The following is a 15,952-nucleotide window of genomic DNA, read 5'->3' on the forward strand; positions in this document are numbered from 1 at the left end:
GATACTGTTATGGCAAATCAAAACAATAGCTTACAAGAAGAAATTCGCGAGCTGCAGGAACTATGCAAGCGTATGGAAGACATGGAAATAAATGAATCACGATTTAACCCGCCTGCCACCGAGGAGGAAATCTTGGATTGGGAGCGCACCAATGTCAACGCAATTCCTGAATCTTACAAAGAATGGCTGCGGTTTTCCAACGGTTCGCAGATATTAGGTATAACAGCACGGCTTTCAAGCTTAAAAGGGATGGTTGTAAAGAATGAATTTATTCCGGAGGATATGGTTATTATTGGCCACTTGGGTGGTAGCGGAGAAATACTCTGTTTCTCAAAAACGACGGGAAAAATTGTAAGACTATTTGATAGAGAAAGGGATGAATTCGATAGCTTTAAAGATATCATTCTTGAACTGATACGTAAGGGGAAGAGTATACTAGGCGAGGATGAAACGTCTAAGGAAACAATAGCTAAGTTGATGGCTATGGTTGAAGCTAAAAGGAAGAGGGAGGGGAATAAGCAAGTATGACGATACTAGAAATGTCGAGAAGAGAAAAGACGGATGCCTTCAATGAGTTAAGTGTTGAAGGCCGGAAACAATTTATAATGACATTTCTTGATAATTGACGCAATGAAAACGTAACTATAAGTATAGTGAAATTTATTTTATAGGAGGAAATCTGTTATGGAAATTCAAAACAATAGCTTACAAAAAGAAATCCGCGAGCTGCAGGAACTATGCAAGCGTATGGAAGACATGGAAATGAATGAATCACGATTTAACCCGCCTGTCACCGAGGAGGAAATCTTGGATTGGGAACGCACCAATGGCATCGCAATTCCTGAATCTTACAAAGAATGGCTGCGGTTTTCCAACGGTTCGCAGATATTAGGTATGACAGCACGGCTTTCAAGCTTAAAAGGGATGGTTATAAAGAATGAATTTATCCCGGAGGATATGGTTATTATTGGTCACTTGGGTGGTAGCGGAGAAATAGTTTGTTTTTCAAAAACGACGGGAAAAATTGTAAGACTATTTGATAGAGAAAGGGAAGAATTCGATAGCTTTAAAGATATCCTTCTTGATCTGATACAAAGTGGAAAAAGCATGCTAGGCGAGGACGAAACAACGAATAAACTAGGAGCTATGATGTTGGCTATGCTTGAAGCTAAAAAGAATTCTGCGGAAGGATTAACTGAAGAGCAGGCTAAGGCTCTAGCAATGCTGGAATCTAAAAAGAAGTGGAAGGAGTAGGGTAGTATGTGGTTACTGGAACTGTCGCAAAAAGAAATGACGGATGTCTTCAATGCATTTAGTATTGAAGAACGGAAACAGTTATTGCAAAGCATGACGGAAGCAGACAGAAATACATTTATAAAGAAAATTCGCGATCAAGCTGTCCAAAACTTTTGGAATAATGAGCGTGAACTTTTAAAACAAGGATTAGGCACACGGGAGTGGACCCCGGAGCAAATGGAAGCCATATTGAATGTGGGCGAATCTGGAAACGAAAAGTCAAGTGCTGGACGCGCATTTCAGATGGATGCTGACGGATTGCCGATAATCGACCCACAGAATAATACTTCGTACTATGGGCATCATATGTTAAATGCCGCTGAGTATCCTGAATACGCCGGTGACTATCGAAATATTCAGGCATTAGACTATAATGAGCATCTTTATGGTGCGCACGATGGCAATACCACAGCGCCCACAAATTGGTATTATGACCCGGTCACGGAGACGCGGGTGGAAATGGATGTCAGTACAGTTGATTTCGACAACACTCACTATCCGCCGTATGCCAATCAAACAAAGGGTTTCCGTTCGGATGATGCAATGCGAAGCACTTATCCTGATTTTGATGGTATGACCGATGGAGAGAAACTCTCACTGAAATACATAGACAGAGTACTGATTGACTCTGATTCGGTGGATGATTTAACGAGAGTGACTGATCGATTAACAACATCGAAGAAGTATGGTGTCACTCGATTTGATGATTTAAGATTTCACGTTGATGATAACAATAAAATTATTATTGATAATTTAACAGAAATTACTGGTGGAAACCCCATCGATCCGCCTTCCAACTCTGTTTTTGACACAACAATCGGTGAGATGAAAAATTTTGCCGATGATGTTGATGTGCGTTCAAAATTCGGTGCAGACTACGACAATTTCTCTACTCTTGAGAAAATGGAAGCGAAACAAATCGATTACTATGTCCGCCAGATAACAAATTTAGACGGTGCGCCGATAGCCGATGATGTGCTAGCCCGTTACTTGGCTACCACAAACAAAACGGTGGACACGCTGAATGACTTTGATAAAACCGCTTTAGCTGTGGCTAGCAAAATTGGCGATAAATCTGACGATGTTGCCAAACTGCTCTCAAAAGCGTCAAAGTATGATAACGTACTTAAAGCTGCTTCAAAAGTTGGCGGTGTTGTTGACGTTGTCGGCACTGTAGCAATAGCTGGACTTTCTATTTACCGTGCGGTTGATGCATATAACAACGGTGACCCAAATAAAGCTACTGCTATTATTGTAGAATCCACTACCGAATTAGCCGTCGGTGCAATAGGCGGTTGGGCATTAACAACAACAATTGCGCCCTACCTTATGGGTGTTGGTGCGGCTGTCGGAGGTCCGATTGGTGCGGGTATCGGCGGTATTCTTGCCGGAGCTATCGGCTATGGTGTTGCAGGTATTGTGGGAAGTGAACTTGGACATGTACTAAGTGATCTCCTTAATGATTTACGTGACATATTCCATACAGCGGAGATTACGAAATCTCCTCTCATTCTGGATCTTGACGGTGATGGGGTCGAAACTACCTCTCTCAAAGACGGCGTTAATTTTGATCAGAATGACAATGGCTTTACTGAAAAGACTGCATGGGTAGGCAAAGATGATGGCCTTTTAGTCCGCGATATAAATGATAACGGTATTATTGACAGCGGGAGAGAGCTTTTTGGAGACAACACTCTTTTAAAGGATAGCTCAAAGGCAGCTAATGGTTTTATTGCCCTTGCCGATTTAGATAGCAATCATGATGGTAAAATTGATAATAATGACGAAAAATATGGTCAACTTCGCATTTGGATGGATTCTAATGGAAATGGTATTACTGAAAGCGGCGAGCTTATTACTCTTACTGATGCTAAAGTATCATCCATTGCCACTGGATATAGTTCATCGACAATTGTAGATGCACAAGGAAATGAACATAAGCAGGTCGGATCTTATATCAAGTCGGATGGTACAACCGCATCAATCGATGACGTATGGTTTAAAATGGATGCAATGTATTCAACCGCTAAAAGTGTCCTTGAAGAGACATCAGAAGTAGCAGCTTTACCTGATCTTCAGGGATTTGGTAATGCTTATAGCTTGCATCAGGCCATGCTACATGACAACAGCAAACATTTGCAGAGTCTTGTAGAACAGTTTGTCAGTGAAACGGATCCTGTTGCCAAAAAACAACTAGTAACAAACATTATTTATGCTTGGACAGGTGTTGAAAATATAGATCCTAACAGCAGGGCTGCATCTCAGATTTATGGCAATGTTATTGGAGACGCCAGAAAACTGGAGGCCCTTGAAGTGCTTTTTGGTGAAAAGTATTTGGGTACATGGTGCTGGGGAACAAGGGATCCTAATCCTCATGGACAAGCGGCACCTTTACTTTTAGAGGCATTTGATAAATTTTCAAATTCCGTATACACACTGCTTGTGGCACAATCCCAATTGAAGGATCTTTACAGCAAAGTTAATTTAATGTGGGATGAAAACTCGAATAGTCTTAAGTTTGATATATCTGGAGTCGCATCTGAGATTTCAAATCGAATTTCCAGTGATGAAGCTGCAGGTAAGGAACTATTAAAGCAATTTACGGCTAACATGTATCAATTGAACATTACTGACATAGTGAATTTTGAAACATTTCGTGAAACATTTGCCTCTAAAGGAATTGAATATCAGCGCATTATTGATGCAGCTAATAAAGTTCAAATATTAGGCACAAGTACAAATGATTCACTTGTTGGAACCAATGCAAATGAAGCTATTTGGGGAGATAATGGAGATGATGCTATTCTTGGTAATGGTGGGGAGGATTTTCTTTTTGGTGGCGATGGATATGATTCACTTTCAGGCGGGGATGGAGGTGACATCCTCGTTGGTGGAAGCGGCGACGATAAACTCTACGGCGGGACAGGCAATGACCTGCTGGAAGGCGGCAGCGGCAGGGATTATATGGAAGGCGGGACAGGAAACGACACCTATGTTTTCGGCAGGGGCGATGGACTGGATACAATCAATGAATACGATAGCACCGTCGGTAATGTCGATGTCCTGCGTTTCTTGGAAGGAGTAAATCCAAGCGATATCACATTGAAAAGAAACAGCTCAAACCTGGAAGTGTATATTACCAGCACGTCAGACAAGCTGGTTATTAGCAATTATTTCTCCAACGATGCTTATAAGATAGAACAAATCCGGTTCCATGACGGTACTTTATGGGATAGCGCTGCCATCAAGCAAATAGTACTTACAGGGAGCACCGGAAATGATGTTTTTTACGGCTATGAAGATAATGACAGTATTTCCGGTCTGGATGGCAGCGACACCTTGTACGGGAATTCCGGGGATGATACGTTAAGCGGTGATTCCGGCGACGATAAACTGTATGGTGGTGCGGGAAATGACGTGATGAGCGGCGGCGCAGGCATTGACTATTTGGAAGGAAGCAGCGGGAACGATACCTATTTATTCGGGCGCGGTTACGGACAGGATACTGTTAATGACTACGATTCCGCAAGCGGTAATCAGGATAAAATCAGTCTTCTGGAAGGCGTATCACCTGCGGATATAACTCTCAGGAGAAACAACTATAATCTTGAAGTCCAGATTAATGGAACCAAGGATGTTTTAACGGTATCGAACTTTTTTTCCAACGATTACTATAAAATCGAACAGATACAATTTGCTGACGGAACAGCTTGGGACACTGCTTATATCAAAAGTGCCGTAACGACAGCAAGTGAAGAAAATAACAGTATCCAGGGATATGAAACAAATGATGTTTTTAACGGACTCGGTGGGAATGACACAATCTATGGCTATGCAGGAAGCGATACGCTAGACGGAGGAACCGGCAATGACATGCTATATGGCGGAGAAGGCAGCGATACGGTAATCGGCGGCGATGGAGACGATACTCTGTATGGAGAAAATAATGACGATATTCTTCGCGGGGGAGCGGGCGACGATAAAATTTATGGCGGATATGGTGTAGACCTGATGGACGGCGGTACAGGGAACGATTACCTGGAAGGTGGATCAGGAAACGATACGTATCTGTTTGGCCGAGGGTCCGGACAAGACAGTATTTACGATTACGATTCTGCAAGCGGCAATATCGACGTGATTACAATAGCCGAAGGAGTACAGCCGGGAGAAGTATCCTTGAAGAGAAGCGGTTCCAATCTTGCTCTAAGCATTAATGGAACAAAAGATATCTTTACGGTAAGCAACTATTTTTCAAATGATTACTACAAAATAGAACAGATCAAGTTTATGGACGGAACGGTTTGGGATACTGCTTATATCAAGAATACCGTAATAGCGGCGAGTGAAGAAAACGAGACAATTCAAGGGTATGAAACAAACGATACCCTGAACGGACTTGCCGGAAATGACGCTTTATACGGCTATGCGGGCAACGACACAATGGACGGCGGAACAGGCAATGATACTCTGTATGGCGGCGACGGCAACGATATTTTGGCAGGCGGAGACGGTGACGATACCCTGAACGGCGAGTACGGTGACGATATTCTTTCAGGCGGGGCAGGCGATGACAAGTTTTACGGCAGCTATGGTACGGATTATCTGGACGGCGGAAGCGGGAACGACTACCTGGAAGGAGGCAGCGGCAATGATACCTATGTATTCGGGCGTGGGTACGGCCAGGACACCATTTATGATTATGACTACACAAGCGGGAATATCGATAGAATAACAATTTCCGAAGGGGTACTCCCTGACGATATTTTGATCAAAAGAAATCGTTCAAACCTTGAATTAAGCATTAACGGAACAAATGACAAATTGACTGTAAACAACTACTTTGACAGCAGCAACTACTATAAGGTTGAGCAAATACTGTTTGCAGATGGAACAAGCTGGGATATGGCATTTATCAAGAATGCCGTGCTTGCTGCTGGCGAAGAAAAAGACGTCATACAGGGCTATGAAACAAATGATACCTTTAATGGCCTTGGCGGCAATGATACGATCTACGGCTATACCGGAGATGACACAATCGATGGCGGAGCCGAAAACGATATCTTGTATGGCGGCGATGGCAATGACACCATTCTGGGCGGCTCAGGTGATGATACGGTTTATGGGGAATACGGCAATGATACGTTAACCGGTGGAACCGGAAATGATAAACTGTATGGTTCCTATGGTGCAGATACGTTGGATGGCGGAACCGGAAACGACTCTCTGGAAGGAAGCAGCGGCAACGACACCTATGTATTCGGGCGTGGGTACGGCCAGGACACCATTTATGATTATGACTACACAAGCGGGAATATAGACAAGGTAAGTTTCTTAGAGGGAGTTGCTCCCGGGGATATCACTCTAAAAAGAACCGGATCGAATTTAGAACTAAGCATCTATGGTACATCTGATAAATTAACGATCAATAGTTACTTTGACAGCAGTAATTATTATCTGGTTGAGCAAATCGAGTTTGCCGACGGAACAGTATGGGACAATGCTTTTGTTAAAAATGCACTACTCATAGCCGGCGATGCGAACGATACCATCCAGGGCTATGAGACTAACGATACCATAAATGGTCTTGCCGGCAATGATTATATTTATGGAAACGCAGGCAACGATACAATTGACAGCGGCATCGGCAATGATACGCTCTATGGTCAGGACGGCGACGATATTTTAAAAGGCGGGACCGGGGATGACAAGCTGTACGGCTCCTACGGCGCGGATTCAATGGACGGCGGGACCGGGAACGACTATATGGAGGGCAGTTATGGTAACGATATCTATGTATTTGGACGCGGTTTTGGGCAGGATACAATATATGATTACGACTATACAAGCGGTAATTTAGACAGGATTACACTGGCTGAAGGGCTGACCACTGCGGATATTTCTATAATAAAAAACAGTTATGACTTAGAAATAAGAATCAACGGAACTTCAGACAAGCTTACGGTAAGTAATTTCTTTTATAATGACTATTATAAGATCGAGAAGCTGCAATTTGCCGACGGAACGTCCTGGGATATATCAGCAATTACCTCAAAAGCAGTTGCTGGGGTTACCGTGAGTGGAGCAAATAATACTTCGGATAATCTGAAAGGCGGCATCGGAGATGACCGGCTTTACGGATATTCCGGCGATGATGTTCTTGACGGATCATCAGGGAATGACTATTTGGAAGGCGGTTCCGGCAATGACACCTATATTTTCGGGCGCGGTTATGGGAGTGATACCGTATATGATTATGATTCGACTACGGGAAACTCGGATAAAATACAGTTCGCAGAGGGAATAACAGCCGCAAATGTGTCTGTAAAACGCAATGGAAGTAATCTGGAGCTAAGTTTAAATGATACTGCGGATAAATTAATCATCAACAGCTACTTCTCATATGATTACTACAAGGTAGAAAAGTTTGTATTTGCAGATGGCACAGTATGGGACACTGGCTATATCAATAGTGTGGCGGTTCTTGCCGAAGGCAGTGACAGTAACGACTCTATTCAGGGATTAACATCGGATGATATTATGAACGGGTATGCAGGCAATGATACCCTTTATGGATACGCAGGCAACGATATAATAGACGGAGGAACAGGCAATGATACGCTTTATGGTGGGGACGGCAATGATACCCTGGCAGGCAGTGAGGATGACGATACGCTATACGGAGAATACGGGGATGATCTGCTAAACGGAGGCTCCGGTGACGACAAACTCTACGGGTACAATGGCTCGGATACAATGGACGGCGGAATAGGGAATGACTATCTGGAAGGCGGCTTTGGTAACGATACGTATCTGTTTGACCGCGGGTATGGACAGGATACTATCAATGACTGTGATTATACAAACGGCAATATGGACAAGATTACCTTTATGGAAGGGGTAGCCCCTACCGACGTAACAATCAAACGAAATGGGTCAAATCTTGAACTGAGCATTAATAATACATCGGATAAGTTAACCATCACCAGTTATTTTGACAGTAGTAATTACTATAAGGTTGAGCAAATACAATTTGCCGACGGAACCGTATGGGATACGGCATATATTAAAAATCTTGTATTAACAACCAGCGATGGAAACGACATTGTTCAAGGCTACGAAACGGATGATACTATTAATGGTCTTGGAGGAAACGACATTCTTGATGGCGGCGCAGGCAATGACAATCTAACCGGAGGAGCCGGTGATGACATTATCTATGGGCAATCCGGTGATGACACCCTCAAAGGAGGTACCGGCGAAGACAAACTCTATGGTAACAATGGCACGGATACGTTGGATGGCGGAACAGGGAATGACTATTTGGAAGGCGGCTATGGAAACGATACGTATCTGTTTGGCCGCGGTTACGGACAGGATACTGTTTATGACTATGATTACACAAGCGGCAATCTGGACAAGATTACCTTAATGGAAGGGGTAGCTCCTACCGATGTGACAATTAAAAGAAACGGGTCAGATCTTGAACTAAGAATTAATGGAGCTTCGGATAAGTTAACCGTTACAAGTTATTTCGACAGTAGCAATTATTACAAAATTGAACAGATCCAGTTCGCTGATGGAACCGTTTGGGACACCGGTTATATTAAAAACGCCGTTTTGGCAGCCGGAGACGGAAATGATACCCTTCAGGGTTATGAGACAAACGACACCTTGAATGGATTGGGCGGCAACGATGTGATTTACGGAAATGCCGGAACTGATACCCTTGACGGCGGAACAGGCAATGACGCCCTATATGGCGGAGACGGCAACGACACCTTGCAGGGCGGAGAAAACGACGATACGCTTTATGGGGAATACGGGGATGATGTCCTGACAGGCGGTACGGGGGATGACAGGCTTTATGGCTCTTATGGAGCAGATACAATGGACGGCGGTACAGGCAATGACTATCTGGAAGGAAGTTCGGGTAATGACATCTATATATTCGGCCGCGGTTACGGTCAGGACACCATTTATGATTATGATTCAACAAGCGGGAATATAGACAAGGTGACTTTCTCAGAGGGAGTTGTTCCCGGGGATATCAATCTAAAAAGAATTGGATCAAGTCTGGAATTAAGTATCAATGGTACATCTGATAAATTAACGATCAACAGTTACTTTGACAGCAGCAATTATTATCTGGTTGAGCAAATTCAGTTTGCTGACGGAACAGCTTGGGACACGGCTTATATCAAAAGCGCCGTAACGGCGGCAAGTGAAGAAAATAACAGCATTCAGGGATATGAAACAAATGATATTTTAAGCGGACTTGGCGGTAATGATACTATCTATGGCTATGCAGGCAATGATACGCTTGACGGGGGAGCCGGTAATGATATCCTTTATGGCGGAGACGGCAATGATATCTTAACAGGCGGTGACGATGACGACGCACTGTATGGGGAATATGGTGATGATATTCTCAAAGGCGGGGCGGGAGACGACAAGCTGTACGGCTCCTACGGAGCAGATATAATGGACGGCGGTACAGGGAACGATTACCTGGAAGGTGGATCAGGAAACGATACGTATCTGTTTGGCCGAGGGTCCGGACAAGACAGTATTTACGATTACGATTCTGCAAGCGGCAATATCGACGTGATTACAATAGCCGAAGGAGTACAGCCGGGAGAAGTATCCTTGAAGAGAAGCGGTTCCAATCTTGCTCTGAGCATTAATGGAACAAAAGATATCTTTACGGTAAGCAACTATTTTTCAAATGATTACTACAAAATAGAACAGATCAAGTTTATGGACGGAACGGTTTGGGATACTGCTTATATCAAGAATACCGTAATAGCGGCGAGTGAAGAAAACGAGACAATTCAAGGGTATGAAACAAACGATACCCTGAACGGACTTGCCGGAAATGACGCTTTATACGGCTATGCGGGCAACGACACAATGGACGGCGGAACAGGCAATGATACTCTGTATGGCGGCGACGGCAACGATATTTTGGCAGGCGGAGACGGTGACGATACCCTGAACGGCGAGTACGGTGACGATATCCTTTCAGGCGGAGCCGGGGACGATAAGCTTTACGGTTACAATGGTTCGGATTATATGGATGGCGGAAGCGGGAACGACTACATGGAAGGAGGCTACGGGAATGACACCTATGTCTTCGGACGCGGATACGGGCAAGATACCGTTTATGATTATGACTCAACGAATGGGAATATTGATAAGATAAACATTGGAGAAGGGCTGCTTCCGACAGACATTGTTCTGAAAAGATATGGTTCAGACCTGGTTTTAGCAATTAAAGATTCAGAGGATAGACTGACAGTCAGCGGATATTTTTCCAATGACTATTATAAAGTCGAGCAAATTCAGTTTACCGATGGGACAACATGGGATTCAACTTATGTAAAGAACGCGGTCTGTACTGTTTCCGGTACGGAAAATGATGATTCAATACAGGGATATTCAGACAATGAAACGATCTATGGACTTGACGGTTACGACACCATATACGGAAATGACGGGAATGATACCATAGATGGTGGCAGCGGTGACGATAACATTTCAGGTGGAAACGGGAATGATAGTCTCATTGGCGGTGACGGCTATGACAAACTTTATGGAAACGCCGGAGCGGATTTGTTAGATGGCGGAGCAGGCAATGATTATCTGGAAGGCGGAACGGGAAACGATACGTACCGGTTTGGACGGGGGGATGGCCAGGATACGGTAGCCGACTATGATTCAACCAGCGGTAATACAGATATCATCAAAGTGAATGAAGATACTAGTCCGGAAGATATTAAGTTAAGCCGCAACGGCAGCAATTTAGAGCTTTTAATAAAGGGAACAAACGATAAGTTAACAGTCAATGACTTTTTCTCTAATGATTATTATAAGGTTGAGAAAATACAGTTTAACGACGGTACGGTTTGGGATGTCGCCGCAATCAAGGACAAAGTCCGCTATATCGATGGAACTGATGGCAATGACACAATAAGCAGCTTCTTTGATTACAATCAGGATAATATAATTAACGGCTTTGGCGGAAATGACACTATTAACGGAAACGGCGGAAATGACAAGCTGTATGGCGGAGATGGGAACGACAAACTGTATGGGAATGCCGGAGTGGATACTCTTGACGGAGGATCAGGAGATGACATCCTGGAAGGCGGAACAGGCAATGATACTTATATTTTCGGGCCTGGCTACGGTCATGATACTATAAACGAGTACGATTCTACAGCCGGAAATGTAGACACTATTCAAATGCAGGGTGATTTAAAGCCGGCAGATATTGATATAGTGAGGACAGGGAATAACAACCTTGAAATTGTAATCAAAAACAGCAATGACAGTATTACTATAGACAATTACTTTAACACAAGCAGTTATAGCAGCAACTACAAGGTTGAACAGGTAAAATTCCAGGATGGTACTATTTGGGATGAGAACTATATTAAAGCTCATATTGCCTATGTTAAAGGAACTGAAGGAAACGATAATCCTCTATATGGGAGTGCTTCAGATGACATAGTGTATGGACTTGGAGGAAATGACAGCCTGTACGGCTACGAAGGTGACGATGTAATAGATGGAGGAGCAGGGAACGACTATATAGACAGTGGAATAGGCAACGACACATTATTAGGCGGAGACGGGGATGACACCATTTACGGACAGAACGGAGACGACACGCTGACAGGCGGAGCAGGAAACGACAGTCTGTATGGAGGAAACGGAGCTGACATTCTGGACGGAGGAGCCGGAAATGACTACATGTCTGGAGATGCTGGAAATGACACATACATATTTAACCTTGGATACGGTCAGGACATAATATATGACTACGATACAACAGCAGGCAATGTAGATACCGTGAAGTTCGGAGAAGGAATTAACGCAGCCGATGCAGTGCTGAACCGCAAGGGAGATGCTCTTGAGATAAGCTTTGCCGGAAAGCAGGAGAAACTGACAATTAACAACTATTTCACAAACCAGAACTACAAGGTTGAGAAGTTCCAGTTTGCTGACGGAACCGCGTGGGATGAGGCGGCAATAAACGCCCAGACGATTTATGTAACAGGAACAGAAAGCAATGACAGTTATCTCTACGGAAGTGTCGGAAAGAACATCATGTCGGGGCTTGGAGGAAATGACAGCCTGTATGGCTATGAAGGTGACGATGTAATAGATGGAGGAGCAGGGAACGACTATATAGACAGTGGAATAGGCAACGACACATTATTAGGCGGAGACGGGGATGACACCATTTACGGACAGAACGGAGACGACACGCTGACAGGCGGAGCAGGAAACGACAGCCTGTATGGAGGAAACGGAGCTGACACTCTGGACGGAGGAGCCGGAAATGACTACATGTCTGGAGATGCTGGCAATGACAGCTACATATTCAACCTAGGGTCAGGCCAGGACACAGTCTATGACTATGATACAACAGCAGGGAATGTGGACACTGTGAAGTTCGGAGAAGGAATTAACGCAGCCGATGCAGTGCTGAACCGCAAGGGAGATGCCCTTGAGATAAGCTTTGCCGGAAAGCAGGAGAAACTGACAATTAACAACTATTTCACAAACCAGAACTACAAGGTTGAGAAGTTCCAGTTTGCTGACGGAACCGCGTGGGATGAGGCGGCAATAAACGCCCAGACGATTTATGTAACAGGAACAGAAAGCAATGACAGTTATCTCTACGGAAGTGTCGGAAAGAACATCATGTCGGGGCTTGGAGGAAATGACAGCCTGTATGGCTATGAAGGTGACGATGTAATAGATGGAGGAGCAGGGAACGACTATATAGACAGTGGAACAGGCAACGACACATTATTAGGCGGAGACGGGGATGACACCATTTACGGACAGAGCGGAGACGACACACTGACAGGCGGAGCCGGAAATGACTACATGTCTGGAGATGCTGGAAATGACACATACATATTCAACCTTGGATACGGTCAGGATACAATATATGACTGCGATACAACAGCAGGCAATGTAGATACCGTGAAGTTCGGAGAAGGAATTAACGCAGCCGATGCAGTGCTGAACCGCAAGGGAAATGCCCTTGAGATAAGCTTTGCCGGAAAGCAGGAGAAACTGACAATTAACAACTACTTCACAAACCAGAACTACAAGGTTGAGAAGTTCCAGTTTGCTGACGGAACCGCGTGGGATGAGGCGGCAATAAACGCCCAGACGATTTATGTAACAGGAACAGAAAGCAATGACAGTTATCTCTACGGAAGTGTCGGAAAGAACATCATGTCGGGACTTGGAGGAAATGACAGCCTGTACGGCTACGAAGGTGACGATGTAATAGATGGAGGAGCAGAGAACGACATTCTCTATGGAGGAAGTGGAAATGACACCCTGCTTGGCGGGGAAGGCAGTGATACTTTGTATGGCGAATCAGGGAATGACATATTGGATGGAGGCGTAGGAAATGATTTGCTTTACGGAGGTTCAGGAAACGATACATATATCTATAATTTGGGCGGTGGTAAAGACACAATCGTAGATGAAGCCTTTAGTTGGGGTTATACTGCAGTTAAAGACTGGGATGGTACGAGATGGAGTGATGGAGGCAGCGATGCATTCGATGGTTTTGGGGCCACATCAATTACTGTAAATGGTCAGACTTTCTCAAATCTTGCGTTTGGAGCAGCAGATGGAACCGAGAGGAGTATTACAGTAGGTGGAGTTGAATTTAAATCGAGAGTAAAATTTGTAGAAGGTAATTTATTAGAAATAACAATTAGACCAGGTAGTGGATTTGAAAACACTGATTACTCTGTAATCAATGGGGGCAATCTTGGCTCTGACTCCTGGGCAAACCACACTGAAGGGTATATGACAATAGGAGAAACCCAGGTAAGGTTTATGCACTGTACCGATAATAGCGGTTCAGACCCAAATATATTATTTATGATGTATTCTGAAAATAACTTATCAAATCAGGCAACATATCAACGCAGCGGGGATAATGCCTTTGGAAGCTTGTCAAATGTGACGGGAACAGTTAAAATATACATTTTGCCTAACAGGTTATCGAAAGATAATTCTTCAGGAATTTTGGAAAGTCTGTTAAATGGCAAGGAGGATGTGCTAAATTTGGGAGAGGGCATATCACCTGATAAGATAACTGTGACCAGATCGGATGCCGATTTGCTAATAAAGATGCCGTCAGAAAGTGATGAAATTAGAATTAAGGATTGGTATAATGGAAACCAAATTTCAAAGCTTGAGTTTTTTGATGGAACGGTTTGGAGCAAAAGTGATTTGCAAACAATGGGGCTAGTGGTAAATGGAACAGATGCAGATGATACTATAAATGGATTGTACTCTGAAAATGATAAAATATTTGGAGGACTAGGAAATGATACATTGTATGGAAACAGTGGAGATGACATCCTTGATGGAGGAAGCGGAGACGACAAGCTTTATGGAGGTAATGGTAATGACACGCTGATAGGCGGTGTCGGTAGCGACTACCTAGAAGGCGGTGCCGGAAACGACACGTATATGTTCAATGCTGGATATGGTCAAGATACCATTTATGATTACGATACAGCAACAGGCAACAAAGACTCTGTAACCTTTGGTGAAGATTTGCTGAAATTAGTGTTCACACATGAAGAAAACGATCTGAAAATTTCAATGAATGGAACTACTGATTCGCTTACCATAAACTCATGGTACGCTGGAACTGCTTATCAGGTTGAAGAGTTCAAAGCGCCAGATGGAAGCAAACTGACCAATATTCAGGTGGAACAGCTGATTCAGGCAATGGCTTCCTTTACTCAGCAAAACGGTATGTCGTGGAATCAGGCTATACAGGATAAGCCGCAGGATGTCCAAAACATACTGAACCAGTTTTGGGTGTACCAGTCCGCATAATGAATAAGGCTAGTAATTACTGATTTACTTGTATGCCGGACTTCCGGGTTAAGCTGAGTTCGGCATACAAGTTTTTCATGTTATAGAAAATATGAAGTGAGGTTGTTCTGATGCTCGATACAATTGAAGAAAGAAAAATTCAGTAAAGGATGAAGAAAATTTGAGCAGTGCAGAAGCTAAAAAGAAAGTTGACCCAAGGTTGTATTATTACAATTGCACGGTTTCACGGAATAAACGCAGATCACATATGCACTGGCAATCGGGCCTAAAGGCATGAAGGAGAATGAAATACTCTATTATCAAATATAAAAAGCCTCTTATAGAGGTGCTGGTGGCAGCCTTCACCCCCTGCAGATACTGGGCTGTTCTCACCGATTATTTCTCAACATTAAGCCCCACGCTATGCGTGGGAGAACGGAATAGGAAGTACCGGTGAACGTGATAAGACAGCCCCCCTTTGCTATAAGGATAAAGGTTTCGCAAGCCAGGTCAGTAGCAGAGGAGGGCATCCAAACGAACAAGTCTATCATATACCAAATGGGATTGCACGTACCACATCGTATTTATTTCCAAATACAGACGAAAAGCAAATCGAATCGAAGACAAGTAAACTAGCAATCGTAAGACCCCCTTTAGGGGTACAAGCAACTATGACTTCCGAAACCATGTCTTCCGGCGTAGCCAGTAATATGCCCTTATAGGGCTAAAGTTAAGCCACCCCTTGAAGGAGTGGTACCGTGACTTTGTTAAAATTTTACCTATA

General features: G+C 43.8%; 3 protein-coding genes. All 3 read left to right on the plus strand.

Translation table 11 applies throughout. The features are described 5' to 3' along the window. Positions 1 to 9 precede the first annotated feature (9 nt). The 3 genes from ACHOLT_RS06710 to ACHOLT_RS06720 all read left to right on the plus strand — a co-directional run bounded on the left by ACHOLT_RS06710 (position 10) and on the right by ACHOLT_RS06720 (position 15,189). Positions 10 to 528, plus strand: coding sequence for an SMI1/KNR4 family protein (locus ACHOLT_RS06710; protein ID WP_425806717.1), 519 nt, complete (start codon positions 10 to 12; stop codon positions 526 to 528). 156 nt (positions 529 to 684) lie between these two features. Beyond that, the gene (locus ACHOLT_RS06715) at positions 685 to 1,254 is read left to right on the plus strand and encodes an SMI1/KNR4 family protein (RefSeq protein ID WP_425806718.1); all 570 of its coding nucleotides are present in this window, start codon (positions 685 to 687) and stop codon (positions 1,252 to 1,254) included. Positions 1,255 to 1,260: 6 nt separating this feature from the next. Further along, on the plus strand, positions 1,261 to 15,189 hold the full coding sequence (locus tag ACHOLT_RS06720; protein ID WP_425806719.1) for a calcium-binding protein: 13,929 nt from the start codon (positions 1,261 to 1,263) through the stop codon (positions 15,187 to 15,189). Positions 15,190 to 15,952: the final 763 nt, after the last annotated feature.

Origin of the sequence: Desulfitobacterium nosdiversum, assembly GCF_049860565.1 — a bacterium.
GTDB classification, from domain to species: domain Bacteria; phylum Bacillota; class Desulfitobacteriia; order Desulfitobacteriales; family Desulfitobacteriaceae; genus Desulfitobacterium_A; species Desulfitobacterium_A nosdiversum.

Coding starts and splice junctions, on each gene's coding strand:
- ACHOLT_RS06710 (WP_425806717.1), top strand. CDS start 10: ATGGCAAATCAAAACAATAGCTTACAAGAAGAAATTCGCGAGCTGCAG.
- ACHOLT_RS06715 (WP_425806718.1), top strand. CDS start 685: ATGGAAATTCAAAACAATAGCTTACAAAAAGAAATCCGCGAGCTGCAG.
- ACHOLT_RS06720 (WP_425806719.1), top strand. CDS start 1,261: ATGTGGTTACTGGAACTGTCGCAAAAAGAAATGACGGATGTCTTCAAT.